Raw genomic sequence first — 18,896 nt, forward strand, 5'->3', positions numbered from 1 at the left:
GGAACCTGCATTGTAGCGGGGATGGGGGCTGATCGCAGGGGTTTGTACCGATGGGATTTGTTGCGATCTGGCGCTGTTCCGGGCTTGCGGGATTTAACCAAGTGGGTTAATTTTCATGAAAAAGGGGACGGCGCATTACAGGCTATGGGACGTGAAGGCATTGTTGGCAGCCGGCAAGATGGAAATGACGTTTGCGGCCTATTCCCATGCGGCGATGATGGGTCTGCGATGGAGCCGCGAAATCCTGATGCAGCTGGGTCCGGCGGACTTCTACAAGAGCATGACAACATATGAAGACCACAGGGTTTGGCAGGACGTCTACAGGCCTGTCACGCCGCAAGGCGCCTTGAATGTGAAGCTCACGGTCACCGATGAGGTGCGGGTCATCTCCTTCAAGTTGAGGTAGCAGCGGCGCAGACAGTCAAAGGAGAGGCCAGATGAAGTGTCCTGAGTGCGGTGGCGCGGATCTCGAGGCGGGGATTCGCGACATGCCTTATAGGTATCGTGGTGAAACAACCGTAATTCGCGATGTGCCGGGGCAATGGTGTCCCAAGTGCGGCGAGGGCGTGCTGCCTCGCGGCAGCGACTGGGTGAGCGATGCGATGCTCGCCTTCAACAAGCAGGTCAACGCCTCGCTTGTCGATCCGGCCTATATCACCGGCGTGCGCAAGAAACTCCGCCTTGACCAGCGCGAAGCTGCCGAGATCTTCGGCGGCGGGGTCAACGCGTTCTCGCGCTACGAGACCGGCCGGACCAAGCCGCCGCTGGCGCTGGTCAAGCTGCTCAAGCTGCTTGACCGCCACCCGGAACTACTCGAAGAGATTCGGGCGGCGTAAGCGCAGTGCTCAGAGCGGATAGTCGTAGTCGATCGACAGCGGCGCGTGGTCGCTGAACTTCTCGTCCTTGTAGATCGAGCAAAGATGCGCGGTGTCGGCGATCCTGGGCGTGGCAAGGTGGTAGTCGATGCGCCAGCCGACGTTCTTGGCGTAGGCCTGGCCGCGGTTGCTCCACCACGTGTACTGGTCAGGGCGCGGGTCCAGCTTGCGGAACACGTCGACATAGCCGTGGGTGTCGAACAGTTCGCCGATCCAGGCGCGTTCTTCCGGCAGGAAGCCTGAGTTCTTCAAGTTGCCCTTCCAGTTCTTGATGTCGATTTCCTTGTGCGCAATGTTCACGTCACCGCACAGCACGATCTCGCGCCCGCTTGCCTTCAGTTGCAGCAGGTGCGGCAGGAAGGACTCCATGAAGCGGAACTTGGCCTGCTGGCGCTCCTCGCCACTGGAGCCGGACGGCACGTACACCGAGATCACCGCCAGGTGCGGGTACTGCACTTCCACATAGCGGCCTTCGTTGTCGAACTCGGGAATGCCGAAGCCGGTAACCACGCGCTCGGGCTGATGCCGCGTGTAGAGGCCTACGCCGCTGTAGCCCTTCTTCTCGGCGTAATGGAAATAGCCGTGGTAGCCATGTGGCGCAAGGAACGCTTCCGTCATGTCGGCGGCCTGTGCCTTCAGTTCCTGCACGCAGACCATGTCTGCGTCCTGCTTGCCCATCCAGTCGAAAAAGCCCTTCTTCGACGCGGAGCGGATGCCGTTGAGGTTGGCGCTGATAATCCGTAACATTCGGGGAAATTTTGAATTCAGAGAGAAATGATGACGCAGCAGAAACCGCCCGCGGGTGCCGACCTCAGCCAGACCTTTATCCGCTTTGCGCTCGATGCGGGCGTGCTGTCGTTTGGCGAGTTCGTCACCAAGGCCGGCCGCAAGTCGCCTTACTTCTTCAACGCGGGCCTGTTCAACCAGGGCGCGATGCTGGGCGAGGTGGCGCAATTCTATGCCAAAACGCTGCTGGCCTCGGGCGTGCAGTTCGACGTGCTGTTCGGGCCGGCCTACAAGGGCATCACGCTGGCGTCGGCCACCGCGGTGGCGCTGGCGGGCATGGGACGTGATGTCGGCTTCGCCTACAACCGCAAGGAAGCCAAGGACCACGGCGAAGGCGGCACCCTGGTCGGGGCCAAGCTGCAGGGCAAGGTGGTCATCGTCGACGACGTGATCTCCGCCGGTACCTCGGTGCGCGAATCGGTAAACATGATCCGCGCCGCCGGCGCCGAGCCGGCCGCGGTGCTGATCGCACTGGACCGCATGGAAAAGAGCGGTACCGCCGAGCAGGTCGGCACCCATTCCGCCGTGCAGGACGTGCAGCGCGAATTCGGCATCCCGGTGATCGCGATCGCCAGCCTGAAGGACCTGCTGGCGTACCTGGATGCGTCGCAGGCCCCGGCGCTGGGGGCTTCGCGCGAGGCCGTGGCGGCCTATCGTCAGCGCTACGGCGTCTGAATCCGTTGATGAACATGGGCGCCGGACACCGGTGCCCAATCCGCGGACAGCGGGCGGACGGCTGACTTTCAGACTGGGAGGGGGCGCGGCGTGGCGGCAAAAGAGCGGCAGGAACGGGCAGGGCAGCAGGCGGCAACGCCATCCACAAGGGCGGAATCGGCCGGCAATGGCGATTCGCTGGCCGAGCGCGGCGCGCAGGTGCAGCCGCGCAAGCCGGTGCGCCGGGCCGCCAAGGCCCCGGACCGGCCGGCGCACGAGGCCTATGCCGTGCGCGCGCTGGTGCTGCAGGGCGGCGGCGCGCTCGGGGCCTACCAGGCCGGCGTGTACCAGGGCCTTGCCGAGGGCGGCATCTACCCGAACTGGGTTGCCGGCATCTCGATCGGTGCGCTCAACGCCGCCATCATCGCCGGCAATCCGCCCCAGCGCCGCGTGGAACAACTGCGCGCCTTCTGGGAGTACATCTGCGCGCAGCCGTGGCTGCCCAGCCTGTCGCACACCTGGTTCGCCGACCATGCCGAAGGCTGGCCCGAGCCAATGCGGATCTGGTTCGATGGCCTGCATGCAGCGCGTGCCATGCTGGAAGGCCAGCGTGGCTTCTTCCAGCCGCGCGGCTGGCCGGAGCTGATGTCGCGCTACTCGGACCCGAGCCATGTCAGCTTCTACGACACCACGCCGCTGAAGGCGACGCTCGAGCGCTTTGCCGACTTCGACCTGATCAACCACCGCCCCGACCTGATGCGCGTCTCGGTGGGGGCGGTCAATGTGCGCACCGGCAATTTCGCCTACTTCGACAATACCCGCGACAAGCTCTGCCCCGAGCATTTCATGGCCTCGGGCGCGCTGCCGCCGGGCTTTCCGGCGGTGGAGATCGATGGCGAGTACTACTGGGATGGCGGGCTGGTGTCGAACACACCGCTGGCCGAGGTGCTGACCGCGCAGCCGCGGCGCGATGCGCTGATCTTCCAGGTCGACCTGTGGAGCGCGCGCGGCAAGCTGCCGCACGACCTGGTCGACGTGGCCGAGCGCCAGAAGGACATCCAGTATTCCAGCCGCACGCGGGCCATTACCGACTACATGCGCGAGCAGCAGAACATGCGCCGCATGCTCAACGAGGTGATGGCGCTGGTGCCGCCGTCAAAGCGCGACAACGCCTGGTACCGCCGCGCGGCGGAGCAGGCCTGCGACGCGCGCCGCAACGTGATCCAGCTGATCTACCGCGACAAGTCGTTCGAGAACCTGGCCAAGGACTACCAGTTCGGCGCGCTCACCATGCATGAGCACTGGACCAGCGGGCTGGACGATATCCGCCAGACCCTGCGCCACCCGCAATGGCTGGCGATGCCCAGCCGCGAGCACCCCTTCGTCACGCACGACGTGCACCGCGGCAACGGTGGCTGAGGCGGCCGGGCGGCTCAGTCGACCTTGATACTGGCCAGTTCCGGCCGGGCGGGCGGGTAGGCCGGCTTCAGGTCCTCGAAGACCTTGGTCAGGATCTCCGCCACCATCAGGTTGCGGTGTGTCTTGGAGTCGGCCGGCACCACGTACCACGGGCATTCGGGCGTGCTGGTCGCCATGATGGCAGCCTCGTAGGCGTCCATGTAGGCCTTCCAGTGCTTGCGCTCGGCGAGGTCGTTGGTGTCGAACTTCCAGTGTTTATCCGGGTCTGCCAGGCGCGCTTCGAGCCGTGCCTTCTGCTCGTCGCGGGATATGTGCAGGAAGCACTTGACGATGGTGGTGCCGGTCTCGGTCAGCATCGACTCGAAGTCCCGGATCTGGCGGAAGCGCCGCTCGCACTCGGCGGCGTCGATCCAGTTGTGCACGCGCGTGATCAGCACGTCTTCATAGTGGCTGCGGTTGAAGACCACGATCTCGCCCGTCTTCGGTACCTGCAGGTGGATGCGCCACAGGTAGTCGCGCGCGAGTTCCTCCGGCGACGGGGACTTGAAGCCCACCACGCGGATGCCCAGCGGATCGAAGCTGCGGAACACGCCGCGCACGGTGCCGTCCTTGCCGCTGGTATCCATGCCCTGCAGCACCACCAGCAGCTTGCGCCGGTGCTCGGCGTAGAAGATGTCCTGCTGCGCGTCGAGGGCGTTGCTCAGCTCGATGATGCGGGCCAGGTCTTCTTCTTTCTTGCCGCACGACAGCGGCTTGCTGCCCGGGTCGAAGCCGGCAAGGCGAAAACGCTTGCCCGAGGTAATGCGGAAATCGTCCAGCGGCATGGGCGCTCCATCGGTCTGACCAGCAAGATCAAGGGAATGGGCGCCCCGGCCGGGGCTCCGCGGCAAGGAATGCGGGGCGTGTGGACAGGGGCGCACAGCCCCTATGGTCAGGCCGGCAGGGCTGCCAGGTCAATGCTGCCTTCAAACACGGTGGTGGCCGGGCCGGTCATGCGCACCGGTTCCGCGCCGCCGTCCCAGGCAATGGTCAGTTCGCCGCCGTGGGTATGCACCCGCACCGGCGAGTCCAGCAGGCCGCGCCGGATGCCGGCCACCACGGCCGCGCAGGCGCCGGTGCCGCAGGCCAGGGTTTCGCCGGCACCGCGCTCGTAGACGCGCAGCCGGATGGCATGGCGGTCCTGCACCTGCATGAAGCCGGCATTGACGCGGTTGGGGAAGGCGGCATGGTGCTCCACCACCGGGCCGTCCTGCAGCACCGGGAAGTTCTCCACGTCGTCCACCACCTGCACCGCGTGCGGATTGCCCATCGATACCGCCGAGATCCATTCGGTGCGGCCGTTGACCTCCAGGCCGTAGAGCGTGTCCGCGCCTTCCGCGCGGGTGGGCAGGCCTTCGGCACGGAACGGCACGCGCGCCGGTTCCAGTTCGGGCGCACCCATGTCCACTGTGACCTGGCCGTCGTCCTGCAGCGTCAGGGTAATGACGCCGTTCATCACCTCGACGCGCACCGAGCGCTTGTCGGTCATGCCCTTGTCGGTGACAAAGCGCACAAAGCAGCGCGCGCCGTTGCCGCAGTGCTCCACCTCGCTGCCATCGGCATTGACGATGCGGTAGCGGAAGTCGACATCGGGGCGGGACGGCTTTTCAACGATCAGGATCTGGTCAGCGCCAACGCCGAAATGCCGGCTGGCCAGCGCACGCCATTGCGCCGGGGTCAGGTCGATCTGCTGGTGGATGCCGTCGAGCACGACAAAGTCGTTGCCCGCGCCGTGCATCTTGGTGAACTGGAGTTTCATGGTGGGGATTGTAGCTGCGCGGCGCCGGACGTGCCGGCGCGCTCAGTAGATCTCGGGCTCGCCCGGCAGGCGGTGCTTGAAGCGCTTGTGCACCCAGTAGTACTCGGGCACGCGCGGGCGGATGCAGTCCTCGAAGAAGGCATTCATGCGGCGCGTGTCGTCGGTGACGCTTGCGCCGGGGTAGTCTTCCCAGGGCGGCAGGATGCGCAGCACATAGCCCTGGTAGTCGGGCAGCATCTCGGTATAGATCGGCACCACCTTGGCCCCGGTCAGGCGCGCCAGCCGCGACACCGAGGTCAGTGTCAGCGCCTGCACGCCGAAGAACGGCACGAACTCCGAGTCGCGCTCGCCGAAATCCATGTCGGCGATCAGCTGCAGCGCCTCGCCTTTCTTCAGGCAGCGCAGGATGTCGCGCGCGCTGTCGTTGCGCGAGATCATGTTGGCGCCGAAGCGGCCACGCGCGCGCTTCAGGAAGTGGTCGAACAGGTCGTTCTTCTGCCTGGTATAGAGCGACGCGCCGGAGCGGTCGAGATGCTCGCGCAGGTGGATGGTGAGCCGGATCGCACCGGCTTCCACGCCCGACAGGTGCAGCGTCACCAGGATATGCGGGGTGCCATCCAGCGCCACCAGGTCGGCCTGGTCGTCGATCTGCACCCAGCGGCGCATCTGCGCTTCACTGCCGGTCCAGAAGATGCCGCGTTCGGCAAAGCTGCGGAACAGGATGCGGAAGCTCTCGCGAGACAGTTCGTCGATCTCGGCCTCGGTCTTGTCAGGGAAGCACAGGCGCAGGTTTGCCCGCACCACGCGGCGGCGTTCGCTGGGGACCAGGTAGAGCAGGCGGCCCAGTCCTTCGCCGAAGCGGGCAACAAACGGATATGGCAGCTTGCCCAGCACCGTCAGCAGTCCGATGCCGAGCCAGGTGAACACGCGGCTCATGAAAGGGAAGGATCAGTGGTCGTCTTGGTCGCGGTGCTGGCGGCATAGTCAGGCGGCAGCTCGGCGCCGGCCGGATGCTTGTAGCGGTGGTAGCCCCACAGGTACTGCGTGGGCGCCATGGCCACCAGTTGTTCGATATGGCGGTTGATCACGCCGGCGGCCTCGGCGGCATCCTCGGGCAGCATGCCGCCGCCGTCGATCACGCGGTAGTGGCCGCGATAGCCCGCGCCGCGCGGCAGCCGCTCGGCAAACACCACCACCACCGGCGCCTGCGTCAGTTGCTGCAGCCGGTGCACCAGCGCCATGGTGTAGGCCGGCTTGCCAAAGAACGGCGCCCAGTTGCCTTCACCGCCGGTCGGGACCTGGTCCGGCAGGATGCCCACCGCCTGGCCGCGCTTGAGTGCCTTGACCAGCATGCGCACGCCGCGTGGCGTGGCCGGCGCCATGTGCATATTGGGGCGCGTACGCATTTTCTCGATCCAGTCGCGCAGCCACGGCTGGTGCGGCGGCTTGAACAGGGCGGTGACCGGGCGCAGCAAGGCGTGGGACTGAGGCAGCACTTCAAAGCAGCCCAGGTGCGGCGTCAGGATGATGAGCCCCTTGCCGCGCGCTTGCAGCGCCCCCAAGGCCGGCCACATGTCGTCGTCGAAGCCATGCAGCTTCGCGCCGATCTGGCTGCGGCTCCAGAAGTAAGGCATCTCGATGATCATGCGCCCGGCCGAGCGGCCGGCTTCGTCGATCATCGCGTCGGTCGCATCCGGAAACGCGAGGCGGAAGTTTTCCCTCAGGCGCTGGCTATAGCGGCCGGGCAGTCTCGCCGCGACTAGCCCAAGCACGCCTCCCAAGGCTTGAAGCAGGCGGAGCGGAAAACGGGAGATCAGCCAGAAAAGAAAGGTCATCAGGCGCGAAAAGCGAGCCTGTCGCGCGTCCGTGCCGGAAAACGGGCGGGCCAACAGGCGTTTTTTTCGATGGCGGTATTCAGATCCGCGCGCAGCGTGCCGACATCCGGCAAGGCGCACGGCCAGCGCGCGCCAAGGCGGCGCTGGTGTTGCGCCGGCGCCCCTGGCGCGCTGCAACGAGTCCGGCAGGCGCGTATAATAGCGTGTATCGCCGAGTTAACTGACAACTTGCGGGGCGATGCGGCTCTAACCGGGCTGCTTGAAATACCGCTAAAGCGTCGCCGCCATGAACCGATCGGGCTGGCACGCAATAGCCAACCTGGAGAATAAGTTCGTGGCAAACGACTTCCTTTTTACTTCGGAATCCGTCTCCGAAGGCCATCCCGACAAGGTCGCCGACCAGATTTCCGACGCCGTCCTGGACGCCATCCTGGCCCAGGACAAGTACGCGCGTGTGGCAGCTGAGACGCTTTGCAACACCGGTCTGGTGGTGCTGGCCGGGGAAATCACCACGACCGCCAACGTCGACTATATCCAGATCGCGCGCGACACCATCAAGCGCATCGGCTACGACAATACCGAGTACGGGATCGACTACAAGGGCTGCGCGGTGCTGGTCGCCTATGACAAGCAATCGCCCGACATCGCCCAGGGCGTGGATCGTGCTTCCGACGACTACCTCAACCAGGGTGCCGGCGACCAGGGCCTGATGTTCGGCTACGCCTGCGACGAGACCCCGGAACTGATGCCGTTCCCGATCTACTACGCCCACCGCCTGGTCGAGCGCCAGTCGCTGCTGCGCCGCGATGGCCGCCTGCCCTGGCTGCGCCCGGACGCCAAGTCCCAGGTGACGGTGCGCTATGTCGACGGCAAGCCGCACAGCGTGGATACCGTGGTGCTGTCGACCCAGCATTCGCCCGACATCACCCAGGCCCAGATCCGCGAAGCCGTGATCGAGGAAATCATCAAGCCGGTGCTGCCGGCCGAGATGCTGAAGGAAACCAAGTACCTGGTGAACCCGACCGGGCGCTTCGTCATCGGCGGCCCGCAGGGCGACTGCGGCCTGACCGGGCGCAAGATCATCGTCGATACCTACGGCGGCGCCTCGCCCCACGGTGGCGGCGCGTTCTCGGGCAAGGACCCGTCCAAGGTCGACCGCTCGGCCGCCTACGCCGCGCGCTACGTGGCCAAGAACGTGGTGGCCTCGGGCCTGGCGCGCCAGTGCCAGGTGCAGGTCAGCTACGCCATCGGCGTGGCCCGCCCGATCAACGTGACGGTCTACACCGAAGGCACCGGCAAGATCCCCGACGCCAAGATCGCCGAGCTGGTGCAGGAGCACTTCGACCTGCGCCCGAAGGGCATCGTGCAGATGCTGGACCTGCTGCGCCCGATCTACGAGAAGACCGCCGCCTACGGCCACTTCGGCCGCGAAGAGCCGGAATTCTCGTGGGAAGCCACCGACAAGGCGGCTGCCCTGCGCGCCGCGGCCGGCCTGTAAGCGCCACCCGCGCCAGCAGCACTGACGGCAAGCCCCGCCGGCCCGCAAGGGCCAGCGGGGTTTTTTTACGCGGGCTTGATCCTGGTCCAGTCGCCGCGTGACGCCGGCGCCACGGCGGGCGGCAGGGAGTAAAATCCCGCCATCCCCAGCCGCCACGCCGGCGGCCCACCCCAAACACTGGTGACCGTTTCCAGAGGATGCCATGTCCGAAGCGCCTGTCCTTGCCCCCTCGACTTCAACCCGGCCGCCCGCCGCCGGCCAGCTCAACCTGATCCGCCCGCAGCCGTATGCCGACTGGGCGCCGCAGGTCACGGCCGAGGAACGCGCCACGCTGCGCCGCGAGCTGGAGCAGGGCGCCGTGCTGTACTTCCCGAACCTGAATTTCCGTTTCCAGCCGGGCGAAGAGCGCTTCCTGGACAGCCGCTATTCCGACGGCAAGTCCAAGAACATCAACCTGCGCGCCGACGACACCGCGGTGCGCGGCGCCCAGGGCAGCCCGCAGGACCTGGCGGACCTGTACACGCTGATCCGCCGCTACGCCGACAACAGCGAATTGCTGGTGCGCACGCTGTTCCCGGAATACATCCCGCACATGACGCGCGCCGGCACCTCGCTGCGGCCCAGCGAGATCGCCGGGCGCCCGGTCAGCTGGCGCAAGGATGACACCCGCCTGCACGTGGACTCGTTCCCGTCCAACCCGATGCTGGGCAAGCGCCTGTTGCGCGTGTTCCACAACATCGACCCGGCCGCGGCGCGCGTGTGGCGCGTGGGTGAGCCGTTCGGCGATTTTGCGCAGAAGTTCGTGCCCAAGACCCATGGCCTGTGGCCGGGGCAGGCGGCGCTGATGAAGCTGCTGCATATCACCAAGCGCAAGCGCTCGGAATACGACCACCGCATGCTGCAGCTGCATGACCTGGCCAAGGCCGACCTGGATTACCAGGCCAAGGTGCCGCAGCAGGAATTCCACTTCCCGCCGGGTTCCACCTGGATCGTCTTCAGCGACCAGCTGCTGCACGCGGCCATGCGCGGACGGGCGATGATGGAGCAGACCATCTACCTGGCGCCGCAGGCGATTTCCGACCACACCCACTCGCCCGAGGCGGTGCTGTCGCGCATGCTCGGGCGGCCGATGCTGGTGTCCTGATCAACGCAGAAGCAGGCGCAACATGGTTTCGAAGGTCTTGCCGTAGGGCGGCTTGAGCAGTCCTGCGCCGTTCAGGCCAGCCTGGTGGAACACCGGTTTCACCTTGGAGAAGGTGTCGAAGCCCGCCTGGCCGTGATAGGCGCCCATGCCGCTGGCGCCGACCCCGCCGAAGGGCAGGCCGTCCTGGGCGATATGGAACAGCGTGTCGTTGACCGTGACGCCGCCGGCAACGGTCTGGTTCATCACATGGCCGATGGCGCCGCGGTCGCGCTCGAACAGGTACAACGCCAGCGGTCGCGGGCGCGCATTGATGTAGTCCACCGCCTCGTCCAGGGTGCGGTACGTCACCACGGGCAGCACCGGCCCGAAGATCTCTTCGCGCATCGCCGTGACGCCTTCGGGAACATCCAGCAGCAGCACCGGTGGCAGGCGCCGCGCCTGCGCGTCCGGCTGGGCATCGGACAGCGGCACCACGGTCGCGCCTTGCGCCGCGGCTTCATCCACCAGCGCCGCCAGGCGCGCGAAGTGGCGCGGGCTGATGATGCTGGTGTAGTCCCGGTTGCGCGCCAGGTCCGGATAGAGCCGGTCCACGCACCGGCGTGCCGCTTCCACCAGTTGCTCGCGCAGGTCTTCCGGCACCAGCACGTAGTCTGGCGCGATGCAGGTCTGGCCCGCGTTCATCAGCTTGCCCACCAGGATGCGCTCCACCGCACGTGGCAGGTCGGCACCGGCGCCGATAATCGCCGGCGATTTGCCGCCGAGTTCCAGCGTCACCGGGGTCAGGTTGGCGGCCGCCGCGCGCATCACATGGTGGCCGACCGCGGTCGAGCCGGTGAACAGCAGGTGGTCGAAGGGCAGCGCGGTAAAGGCGCTCGCCACCTCGGCATCGCCATTGACCACCATGATCTCGTCCGGCGCAAAGTGCTGCGGCACCAGTTGCGCGAACAAGGCCGCAAAGCGCGGCGTGTATTCCGACAGCTTCACCATGGCGCGGTTGCCCGCCGCCAGCGCGCCGGCCAGCGGCCCCACCGTCAGGTACAGCGGATAGTTCCAGGGCACCACGATGCCCACCACTCCCAGCGGCTGCGGCACCAGCCGCGAGCGGCCCGGGCGGAACCAGAAGCCGGTGGCGGCGCGGCGCACGCGCATCCAGCGCTTGCCGTGGCGCAGCGCGTCGTCGATGCCGCCCAGGCTCGGGAATACCTCCAGCAGCGCGGTTTCCTGCCGCGGCCGGTTGGTGAAGTCCGCGTGGATGGCGGCGGCAATCGCAGCCTCGTTTTCTGTCACCAGCCGGCGCAGGCGCTGCAGGCGGTCGGCGCGCACGGCCCAGGCGGGCAGCTGGTCGCGCCGCGACGCGGCGTGCATGGCGCCAAAGACGGACGACAGGTCGGGGACTTCTCGCATTGCTGCGCTCCTGGGCACGGGACGTGCGGGGAAAGTGGATGTGGATCGCGGCGGGTGGCGCTGCAGCGGTCCGCGTGTTCCCGCGCACGATAAGGTAGCGTGCCAGCCATGGCAATGGAAGTTTCCTACCAGAAGGGCAATTCAAACGCCCGTCTGCGCAGCGCCGGCGGCCCGCGCCACCGGGCTTCTCCACCGTCCGGGCTAGCGCCTACACTGAATCTCACAGCTTGCCATCCGCTGGACGGACAGGGCGCGCATGCACCGGCGCGGCCCGGCTCACGCACGCGCGCCGCCTGCGGACTCGCGGGGAGACAGATGGAAACCACCTTTGACTACGTCATCGTCGGCGCGGGCTCGGCGGGCTGTGCGCTGGCGGGGCGGCTTGCCGACAGCGGCGACGACACCATTGCCCTGGTCGAGGCCGGGCACCACGATCACCATGTGCTGGTACGCACACCCGCGGCGCTTGCCGCGCTGCTGCCGCGCGCGGGGGCACGCAACTACGGCTATGAAACCGTGCCGCAGCCAGGCCTGAACGGCCGCCGCGGCTACCAGCCGCGCGGGCGCGGGCTGGGCGGCAGTTCCTCGATCAACGCCATGATCTACACGCGCGGCCGCGCCGCCGATTATGACGCGTGGGCCGCCGCCGGCTGCGACGGCTGGTCGTGGGACGACGTGCTGCCGTACTTCCGCCGCGCCGAATGCAATGAACGCCTGGCCGGCAGCGACGACGACCCGCTGCACGGCGGCAACGGGCCGTTGCACGTGAGCGACCTGCGCACCCCCAACCCCTTTGCCGAACGCTTCATCGAGGCCGCGCAGCAGGCGGGGTTCCCGCGCAATGACGATTTCAACGGCGAAGAACAGGAGGGCGTGGGCTGGTACCAGGTCACGCAGCACGCGGGCGAGCGCTGGAACGCGGCGCGTGCCTACCTGCACGGTGGCAACAAGCGCGACCGGGCCTGCAATGGCGGCCGCGCGCACCTGCGGGTGCTGACCGATACGCAGGCGCTGCGCATTGTCTTCGAAGGCCGCCATGCGGCCGGGGTGCAGGTGGTGCGCGAGGGCCGCCGGCAACTGCTGCGCGCGCGCCGCGACGTGATCGTGTGCGCGGGCACGTTCGGCTCGCCGCAGCTGCTGATGGTGTCGGGCGTCGGCCCCGCCGCGCACTTGCGCGAACATGGCATCGCCGTCGTGCATGACTTGCCCGGCGTGGGCGCCAACCTGCAGGACCACCTGGACATCGTGCTGCACAAGCGCGTGGCCGTGCCTGAATTGTTCGGCGTGTCGTTCGGCGGCCTGGCGCGGCTGGTGCCTGAAATGCTGCGCTACCGCCGCGAGCGCACCGGCATGATGTCAAGCAACTTCGCCGAGGCAGGCGGCTTCCTGCGCAGCCGCCCGGATCTGCCCGAACCCGACCTGCAGCTGCATTTCGTGGTCGGCATGGCCGATGACCACATGCGCCGGCTGAACTTCGGCCACGGCTATTCCTGCCATGTCTGCGTGCTGCGCCCGCGCAGCCGCGGCGAGGTGCGGCTGGCCTCGCACGATATCCGGCGCGCGCCGCTGATCGACCCGCAATACCTGAGCGATGCGCGCGACCTGGACGACATGGTCGCCGGCGTTCGCATCGTGCGCAGCATCTTTGCGCAGCCGCAGCTGGCCGGCTTCGGCGGGCGCGAACTCTATTCCGCCGGCCTGCGTGCCGATGGCAGTGACGACGCTGCCGTGCGCGAGATGATCCGCGAGCATGCCGACACCATCTACCACCCGGTGGGCACCTGCCGCATGGGCATGGATGCGATGGCGGTGGTCGACCCGCAATTGCGCGTGCGCGGCGTCGAGGGCTTGCGCGTGGTCGATGCGTCGGTAATGCCGACCCTGGTCGGCGGCAACATCAATGCACCCGCCATCATGATCGGCGAGCGCGCGCATGACCTGATCCGCTACGCGCCGCGCGTGATGCTGCGGGTGCTGGAATCGATGGAGGCTTGAATCGCTAGCCTTCGAAGCCGCGCGAAAACACCCGCTTGAGCACGTCGGCATCCGCATCCAGGGTGCCGAACACGCGCCCGTGCTGCCGTCCCAGCCGGCTGGCGACGAACAGCTCGGCATTCTCGGTATCGGCATGCGCCAGCATCAGCGCGGCCTGTGCGGTCAGCACCAGCCCCTGCGCAAAGCGTCGGGCGCTGGCTTCCAGCAATTCCGGCGGCTGGCGCAGCAGCGCCTGCAGCGATGCCAGTTCCGCGCGCACCGCCGGATGGCCGCCGGCGCGGCGCGACAGGTCTTGCAGCAAGCGTGCGGCATCGTCGGGATTGCGCTGGATCGCGCGCAGCACGTCCAGGCACATGATGTTGCCCGAGCCTTCCCAGATCGAGTTGACCGGCGCCTCGCGGTACAGGCGCGCCATCGGGCCTTCTTCCACGTAGCCGTTGCCGCCCCAGACTTCCATGGCTTCGCCGGTGGCTTCCAGCGTGCGCTTGCAGACCCAGAACTTGGCCGCGGGGGTGACCACGCGCTTCCACGCCGCCGCGAGCGGATCATCGTCAGCGTGCTCGAAGGCGTGGCCCAGTTCCATCATCAGCAGCGTGGCCGCTTCGGATTCCAGCGCCAGGTCGGCCAGCACATTGCGCATCAGCGGCTGGTCGGCCAGCAGGCGCCCGAAGGCGCTGCGGTGGCGCGCATGGTGCAGCGCCTGCACCAGGGCCGCGCGCAGGATCGCGGCGCTGCCGATCACGCAGTCCAGCCGCGTGCCGGTGGCCATCTCGATGATGGTCGGGATGCCGCGGCCTTCCTCGCCGATCAGGATGCCGGTGGCGTCTCGGAATTCCACCTCGCTGCTGGAATTGGAGCGGTTGCCGAGCTTGTCCTTGAGCCGCTGGATCAGCACCGCGTTCTTGCTGCCGTCGTCGCGAAAGCGCGGCACGAAGAAGCACGACAGCGGGCCGTCTTCGGCGCCCATGCGCGCGACCACCAGGTGCGCATCGCACATCGGCGCGGAAAAGAACCACTTGTGCCCGGTCAGCGCGTATTCCGCGCCGCGGCCTTCGCCGCGCACCGCGCGCGCCACGGTGGTGTTGGCGCGCACGTCCGAGCCGCCCTGCTTCTCGGTCATGCCCATGCCGATCATGATCGCGCTCTTGCTGCGCCACGGCAGGTCGCGCGCATCGTGCTCGGTCGCATACAGCCGCGGCTCAAGCTCGGCAAACAATGCGGTTTCCTTGCGCAGCACCGGGATGCTGGCGAAGGTCATGGTGGGCGGGCACAGCGAGCCGGATTCCACCTGCGCCTGCAGGAAGTAGCCGGCGGTGCGCGCCGCCCATGCGCCCGCGCGCGGCTGCGCGAAGGGCAGGGCCTGCAGTTGCTGGCTGCGCAACAGGGCCAGCAGCGCGTGCCAGCTCGGGTGGAAATCCACGGCGTCGATGCGCTCGCCGGTGCGGCTGTGCGTGTGCAGCTCGGGCGTGTGGCGGTTGGCATCGGCTGCCCATTGCTGGACTTCCGGCTCGCCCAGGCGCGCGCCGAACTGGCCCAGCGCGCCGGCGTGCCAGCCGCCTCCCAGCCGTTCCAGCGCGCCGCGCAGCGCCGGATCGGTGGCGAACAGGTTGTAGTGCGCGAGATCGGGCACCTGGTTGAACACGCGGTGGGTGGCAGCTTCAGTCATGGCGGGATCGGAAGATGGACGCGTCTTACTGCATGGTAGAGCACGTCGCCGGCGTTTGAGTGCGCGGTTGTCCCCTTGCGGGTGATTATTGCGCCGCAGCATGCGCGATTCGATACCTTTTCGAACAGGTGTGGCACCACAAACGGCAGGGAACTGGCACTGGCGCCCACCGGCACCTTGTGCTTAAATTCACCCCGTTGGATGAAACAGGGGTGCTGTACGGATGGGCCGTGCGGCTGAGAGAGTCCCTTCGAACCCGATCCGGCTAGTACCGGCGTGGGAAGTTTCACAAGACCAAGTCTCCAGTCCCTCCGGGACTCGCCGCCTCAGGCCTCAGGCCCCGGGCAGCGCTCACAAGGCTCCTGGTTTCGTCCACCCCGCAAGAGAGAGGACGACACCCATGGCCCGTACTGCCCCCGCTGCATCCTTCGAATCGCTCGAAAGCGACCTCGACCAGAAATTCGCCTACCCGGCTTCCAGCAAGACCTACCTGACCGGCAGCCGCCCCGATATCCGCGTACCGCTGCGCACCATCCTGCAAACGTCGACGCGCACCGACAAGGGCGAGATGCAGAATCCGCCGATCCCGGTGTACGACACCTCGGGCCCGTACAGCGATCCGGACGTGCATATCGACCTGAAGGCCGGCCTGCCCGCCGTGCGCGCCAAGTGGATCGACGAGCGTGGCGACACTGAAGTGCTGCCGGGCCTGTCGTCGGAATACGGCCGCGACCGCGCCAACGACCCCGCCACCGCGCACCTGCGCTTTGCCCAGCTGACCAACCCGCGCCGCGCCAAGGCCGGTGCCAACGTGTCGCAGATGCACTATGCGCGCCGCGGCATCATCACGCCTGAAATGGAGTACGTGGCGCTGCGCGAATCGCTGAACCTGCAGGCGCTGTACGACAAGCCCGACTACAAGGCGCTGCTGCGCCAGCACCCCGGCAACGCGCTGGGCGCCGGCCTGCCGCTGCGTCCGGAAGACATCACGCCGGAATTCGTGCGTCAGGAAATTGCCTCGGGCCGCGCCATCATTCCCGCCAACATCAACCACACCGAGCTGGAGCCGATGGCGATCGGGCGCAATTTCCGCGTCAAGATCAACGGCAACCTGGGCAACTCGGCGGTGACCTCGTCGCTGGCCGAGGAAGTGGAAAAGATGGTGTGGTCGATCCGCTGGGGCGCCGACACCATCATGGACCTGTCCACCGGCAAGCACATCCATGAAACCCGCGAATGGATCCTGCGCAACTCGCCGGTGCCGATCGGCACGGTGCCGATCTACCAGGCGCTGGACAAGACCGGCGGCATCGCCGAGGACCTGACCTGGGAGATGTTCCGCGACACGCTGATCGAGCAGGCCGAGCAGGGCGTGGACTACTTCACCATCCACGCGGGCGTGCTGCTGCGCTACGTGCCGCTGACCGCCGACCGCGTCACGGGCATTGTCTCGCGCGGTGGTTCGATCATGGCCAAGTGGTGCCTGGCACACCACAAGGAAAACTTCCTGTACACGCACTTCGACGAGATCTGCGAGATCATGAAGGCCTATGACGTGTCGTTCAGCCTCGGCGACGGCCTGCGTCCGGGTTGCATCGCGGACTCGAACGACGACGCCCAGTTCGGCGAACTGCGCACGCTGGGCGAACTGACCGCCAAGGCGTGGAAGCACGACGTGCAGGTGATGATCGAAGGCCCGGGCCACGTGCCGCTGCAGCGCATCCAGGCCAATATGGACGAAGAGCTCAAGCATTGCTACGAGGCGCCGTTCTATACCCTGGGACCGCTGGTGACGGACATCGCCCCCGGCTACGACCACATCACCAGCGGCATCGGCGCGGCCAATATCGGCTGGATGGGTACGGCAATGCTGTGCTACGTCACGCCCAAGGAGCACCTGGGCCTGCCGGACAAGGAAGACGTGCGCGAAGGCATCATCACCTACAAGATCGCGGCCCATGCTGCCGACCTTGCCAAGGGCTGGCCCGGCGCGCAGCTGCGCGACAACGCGCTGTCCAAGGCACGCTTCGAGTTCCGCTGGGAAGACCAGTTCAACCTGGGCCTCGATCCGGAACGCGCGCGTTCGTACCACGACGCCACGCTGCCGGCCGAGGGCGCCAAGATCGCCCACTTCTGCTCGATGTGCGGGCCGAAGTTCTGCTCGATGAAGATCACGCAGGAAGTGCGCGACTACGCGGCGTCGCTGCCCAAGGAAGCGAAGCAGGGCATGGAAGAGAAGTCGATCGAGTTCCTGAAGAAGGGCAGCAAGATCTACTCGTGATGCAGTGACTGGCAGTACGGGCATGGCTTCGCACCCATGCCCGCTCGTGTTTCGCCGCCGCGCAGCGCCTCGCGCGGCGGCACCGACAACAAGGAGGCCGGCGCGGCCGCACGCCCGTCCGGTACAACACCCCTCATGACAGCAGTGCAGTCGTTTGACGTCGCCATCCTCGGGGCCGGTCTTGCCGGCCGCCTGGCCGCCTGGCAACTGGTACGCAGCGGCGCCCGCGTGGCGCTGGTGGAGCGGGCCGGTCCGGACGGTGCGGGCTCGGCCGCCTATGTGGCCGCGGCCATGCTGGCGCCGCTGGCGGAATCGGCCATTGCCGAGCGCCGCATCGTCGACCTGGGCATCGCCAGCGTCGACCTGTGGCGCGCGTGGCTGGCCGAATTGCCTGAGCCGGTCTTCTTCCAGGAGGACGGCACGCTGGTGGTCTGGCATGCGCGTGACCGCGCCGAGATGTCGCTGTTCACCAGCCGCGTGCGCGCGGTGGCGCCGCCCGAACTGGTGTCGCAGCGGCTGCGCGCGCTGGACGGCAAGGGCGTGGGCGAAGTCGAGCCCGCGCTGGCGGGCCGCTTCCCGCAGGGCCTGCTGCTGGCCGGCGAAGGCCAGCTCGACAACCGTGGCGCGCTGCGCGCGCTGTTGTCGTGCGCGGTCAGCGAAGGGGTGCATTGCGTCTGGGAGGCTGGCGAGGTCGATGCCGAATCGCTGCCCAAGCTCGGCATCCGTGCCGACGTGGTGCTGGATTGCCGCGGCCTGGGCGCGCGCTCGGCGTGGCCCGCGCAGCCGGGCGGCGACAAGCCGGGCCTGCGCGGCCTGCGTGGCGAAGTGGTGCGCGTGCATGCGCCCGACGTCAGGCTGCACCGGCCGGTGCGGCTGCTGCATCCGCGCTACCCGATCTATATCGCGCCCAAGCCCAACGACCTGTACGTGATCGGCGCCACCGAGCTGGAAAGCGAGGATGATTCGCCCATGAGCGTGCGTTCCGCGCTGGAGCTGCTGTCGGCGGCGCATTCGCTGCATCCCGCCTTCGGCGAGGCGCGCGTGCTGGAACTGAACGTGCAGCGGCGCCCGACGCGGCCCGACCACCTGCCGGCGATCCGCGTGGACCAGCGCGCGCGCGTGGTGCGCGTCAACGGCTTGTACCGGCATGGCTTTTTGATTGCGCCGGCGGTGACCGAGGCTGCATGCGCGGTGGTTGGCGCGCTGCTCAAGGGCGATCCCGCGGCCCATGCGGTGCCGGCCGCGCTGCGCTGGCCTGGCATGATCGAAGCCGTGACCGAAGCGCCCGCCGCCGCAACCATGGCCGCACCTGGCGGGCTGCTGCACTAACGCATGACTGACATGGAAATCCTGCTCAACGGCCGACCGCTCGCCCTTGCCGATTCCGCCACGCTGGCGGACGCGGTGAGCGCGGCGCAGATCGCGCCCCCCTTTGCCGCGGCGGTCAACGGCCAGTTCGTGCCGCGCGGCGCCCACGCCAACACCATTCTTGCGGCCGGCGACCGCATCGACCTCGTGCAACCCGTGACGGGAGGCTGACC

Annotated in this window: 17 protein-coding genes and 1 riboswitch; of the genes, 10 read left to right on the forward strand and 7 right to left on the reverse strand. The window is 67.5% G+C overall.

All coding sequences use genetic code 11. The features are described from left to right. Positions 1 to 115: 115 nt before the first annotated feature. Both AC3WVS_RS27550 and AC3WVS_RS27555 read left to right on the forward strand, forming a co-directional pair. Positions 116 to 406: a type II toxin-antitoxin system MqsR family toxin gene (locus AC3WVS_RS27550; RefSeq protein WP_492321160.1), complete on the forward strand. Its 291-nt coding sequence runs from the start codon at positions 116 to 118 to the stop codon at positions 404 to 406. Positions 407 to 437: 31 nt separating this feature from the next. Further along, positions 438 to 836, forward strand: a complete 399-nt coding sequence (locus tag AC3WVS_RS27555; RefSeq protein ID WP_492321161.1) for a type II TA system antitoxin MqsA family protein — start codon at positions 438 to 440, stop codon at positions 834 to 836. A gap of 9 nt (positions 837 to 845) precedes the next feature. Here AC3WVS_RS27555 and AC3WVS_RS27560 read toward each other — a convergent pair whose 3' ends face one another. After that, complete coding sequence (locus tag AC3WVS_RS27560; protein WP_492321162.1) at positions 846 to 1,622, reverse strand: exodeoxyribonuclease III; 777 nt, start codon at positions 1,620 to 1,622, stop codon at positions 846 to 848. Positions 1,623 to 1,649: 27 nt separating this feature from the next. Between AC3WVS_RS27560 and pyrE the strand changes: the two genes are divergently transcribed. Both pyrE and AC3WVS_RS27570 read left to right on the forward strand, forming a co-directional pair. Continuing rightward, positions 1,650 to 2,336, forward strand: a complete 687-nt coding sequence (pyrE, locus tag AC3WVS_RS27565; protein WP_492321163.1) for an orotate phosphoribosyltransferase — start codon at positions 1,650 to 1,652, stop codon at positions 2,334 to 2,336. 90 nt (positions 2,337 to 2,426) lie between these two features. Next, positions 2,427 to 3,734 (forward strand): patatin-like phospholipase family protein, encoded by a 1,308-nt coding sequence (locus tag AC3WVS_RS27570; protein WP_492321164.1) that lies wholly within the window; start codon positions 2,427 to 2,429, stop codon positions 3,732 to 3,734. 14 nt (positions 3,735 to 3,748) lie between these two features. Here the strand turns inward: AC3WVS_RS27570 and AC3WVS_RS27575 are convergent, their stop codons facing one another. The 4 genes from AC3WVS_RS27575 to AC3WVS_RS27590 form a co-directional block, all read right to left on the reverse strand. Further along, a complete protein-coding gene (locus tag AC3WVS_RS27575) occupies positions 3,749 to 4,558 on the reverse strand; it encodes a polyphosphate kinase 2 family protein (RefSeq protein WP_492321165.1) in 810 nt (269 codons plus the stop codon). Between the two features lie 107 nt (positions 4,559 to 4,665). Beyond that, positions 4,666 to 5,532: a diaminopimelate epimerase gene (dapF, locus tag AC3WVS_RS27580; protein WP_492321166.1), complete on the reverse strand. Its 867-nt coding sequence runs from the start codon at positions 5,530 to 5,532 to the stop codon at positions 4,666 to 4,668. Positions 5,533 to 5,574: 42 nt separating this feature from the next. Beyond that, on the reverse strand, positions 5,575 to 6,468 hold the full coding sequence (locus AC3WVS_RS27585) for a lipid A biosynthesis lauroyl acyltransferase (RefSeq protein WP_492321167.1): 894 nt from the start codon (positions 6,466 to 6,468) through the stop codon (positions 5,575 to 5,577). Then, entirely contained in the window at positions 6,465 to 7,367 is a 903-nt protein-coding gene (locus tag AC3WVS_RS27590) for a lysophospholipid acyltransferase family protein (RefSeq protein WP_492321168.1), read from the reverse strand. The genes AC3WVS_RS27585 and AC3WVS_RS27590 overlap by 4 nt, the downstream gene beginning before the upstream one ends. A 334-nt stretch (positions 7,368 to 7,701) precedes the next feature. Between AC3WVS_RS27590 and metK the strand changes: the two genes are divergently transcribed. Both metK and kdoO read left to right on the forward strand, forming a co-directional pair. After that, on the forward strand, positions 7,702 to 8,865 hold the full coding sequence (metK, locus tag AC3WVS_RS27595; protein WP_029047350.1) for a methionine adenosyltransferase: 1,164 nt from the start codon (positions 7,702 to 7,704) through the stop codon (positions 8,863 to 8,865). 202 nt (positions 8,866 to 9,067) lie between these two features. Next, a complete protein-coding gene (gene kdoO / locus AC3WVS_RS27600) occupies positions 9,068 to 10,009 on the forward strand; it encodes a Kdo hydroxylase KdoO (RefSeq protein WP_492321169.1) in 942 nt (313 codons plus the stop codon). Here the strand turns inward: kdoO and AC3WVS_RS27605 are convergent, their stop codons facing one another. After that, positions 10,010 to 11,413, reverse strand: coding sequence for a coniferyl aldehyde dehydrogenase (locus AC3WVS_RS27605; RefSeq protein ID WP_492321170.1), 1,404 nt, complete (start codon positions 11,411 to 11,413; stop codon positions 10,010 to 10,012). A 315-nt stretch (positions 11,414 to 11,728) separates the two neighbouring features. Here AC3WVS_RS27605 and AC3WVS_RS27610 point away from each other — a divergent pair, with 315 nt between their 5' ends. Then, the gene (locus tag AC3WVS_RS27610) at positions 11,729 to 13,408 is read left to right on the forward strand and encodes a GMC family oxidoreductase (protein WP_439668492.1); all 1,680 of its coding nucleotides are present in this window, start codon (positions 11,729 to 11,731) and stop codon (positions 13,406 to 13,408) included. 4 nt (positions 13,409 to 13,412) lie between these two features. Here AC3WVS_RS27610 and AC3WVS_RS27615 read toward each other — a convergent pair whose 3' ends face one another. Then, positions 13,413 to 15,074 (reverse strand): acyl-CoA dehydrogenase family protein, encoded by a 1,662-nt coding sequence (locus AC3WVS_RS27615; protein ID WP_492321171.1) that lies wholly within the window; start codon positions 15,072 to 15,074, stop codon positions 13,413 to 13,415. Between the two features lie 198 nt (positions 15,075 to 15,272). After that, a riboswitch (TPP riboswitch) is annotated at positions 15,273 to 15,374 on the forward strand. A 100-nt stretch (positions 15,375 to 15,474) separates the two neighbouring features. Here AC3WVS_RS27615 and thiC point away from each other — a divergent pair. The 3 genes from thiC (at position 15,475) to thiS (ending at position 18,894) form a co-directional block, all read left to right on the forward strand. After that, the gene (thiC, locus tag AC3WVS_RS27620; protein WP_492321172.1) at positions 15,475 to 17,355 is read left to right on the forward strand and encodes a phosphomethylpyrimidine synthase ThiC; all 1,881 of its coding nucleotides are present in this window, start codon (positions 15,475 to 15,477) and stop codon (positions 17,353 to 17,355) included. 135 nt (positions 17,356 to 17,490) lie between these two features. Beyond that, positions 17,491 to 18,684, forward strand: a complete 1,194-nt coding sequence (locus AC3WVS_RS27625) for an FAD-dependent oxidoreductase (RefSeq protein ID WP_011614417.1) — start codon at positions 17,491 to 17,493, stop codon at positions 18,682 to 18,684. A gap of 12 nt (positions 18,685 to 18,696) precedes the next feature. Next, positions 18,697 to 18,894 (forward strand): sulfur carrier protein ThiS, encoded by a 198-nt coding sequence (gene thiS / locus AC3WVS_RS27630; protein WP_011614418.1) that lies wholly within the window; start codon positions 18,697 to 18,699, stop codon positions 18,892 to 18,894. Positions 18,895 to 18,896 lie beyond the last annotated feature (2 nt).

The organism is Cupriavidus sp. CPT47-8839-RL05A (assembly GCF_058792255.1).

What these genes read in the sequence shown, in the direction of transcription:
- AC3WVS_RS27575 (WP_492321165.1), bottom strand. Translation starts at nt 4,558, where the DNA reads ATGCCGCTGGACGATTTCCGCATTACCTCGGGCAAGCGTTTTCGCCTT.
- AC3WVS_RS27625 (WP_011614417.1), top strand. Translation starts at nt 17,491, where the DNA reads ATGACAGCAGTGCAGTCGTTTGACGTCGCCATCCTCGGGGCCGGTCTT.
- AC3WVS_RS27605 (WP_492321170.1), bottom strand. Translation starts at nt 11,413, where the DNA reads ATGCGAGAAGTCCCCGACCTGTCGTCCGTCTTTGGCGCCATGCACGCC.
- AC3WVS_RS27550 (WP_492321160.1), top strand. Translation starts at nt 116, where the DNA reads ATGAAAAAGGGGACGGCGCATTACAGGCTATGGGACGTGAAGGCATTG.
- AC3WVS_RS27610 (WP_439668492.1), top strand. Translation starts at nt 11,729, where the DNA reads ATGGAAACCACCTTTGACTACGTCATCGTCGGCGCGGGCTCGGCGGGC.
- kdoO (WP_492321169.1), top strand. Translation starts at nt 9,068, where the DNA reads ATGTCCGAAGCGCCTGTCCTTGCCCCCTCGACTTCAACCCGGCCGCCC.
- AC3WVS_RS27555 (WP_492321161.1), top strand. Translation starts at nt 438, where the DNA reads ATGAAGTGTCCTGAGTGCGGTGGCGCGGATCTCGAGGCGGGGATTCGC.
- AC3WVS_RS27585 (WP_492321167.1), bottom strand. Translation starts at nt 6,468, where the DNA reads ATGAGCCGCGTGTTCACCTGGCTCGGCATCGGACTGCTGACGGTGCTG.
- pyrE (WP_492321163.1), top strand. Translation starts at nt 1,650, where the DNA reads ATGATGACGCAGCAGAAACCGCCCGCGGGTGCCGACCTCAGCCAGACC.
- AC3WVS_RS27615 (WP_492321171.1), bottom strand. Translation starts at nt 15,074, where the DNA reads ATGACTGAAGCTGCCACCCACCGCGTGTTCAACCAGGTGCCCGATCTC.
- dapF (WP_492321166.1), bottom strand. Translation starts at nt 5,532, where the DNA reads ATGAAACTCCAGTTCACCAAGATGCACGGCGCGGGCAACGACTTTGTC.
- AC3WVS_RS27560 (WP_492321162.1), bottom strand. Translation starts at nt 1,622, where the DNA reads ATGTTACGGATTATCAGCGCCAACCTCAACGGCATCCGCTCCGCGTCG.
- AC3WVS_RS27590 (WP_492321168.1), bottom strand. Translation starts at nt 7,367, where the DNA reads ATGACCTTTCTTTTCTGGCTGATCTCCCGTTTTCCGCTCCGCCTGCTT.
- thiS (WP_011614418.1), top strand. Translation starts at nt 18,697, where the DNA reads ATGGAAATCCTGCTCAACGGCCGACCGCTCGCCCTTGCCGATTCCGCC.
- thiC (WP_492321172.1), top strand. Translation starts at nt 15,475, where the DNA reads ATGGCCCGTACTGCCCCCGCTGCATCCTTCGAATCGCTCGAAAGCGAC.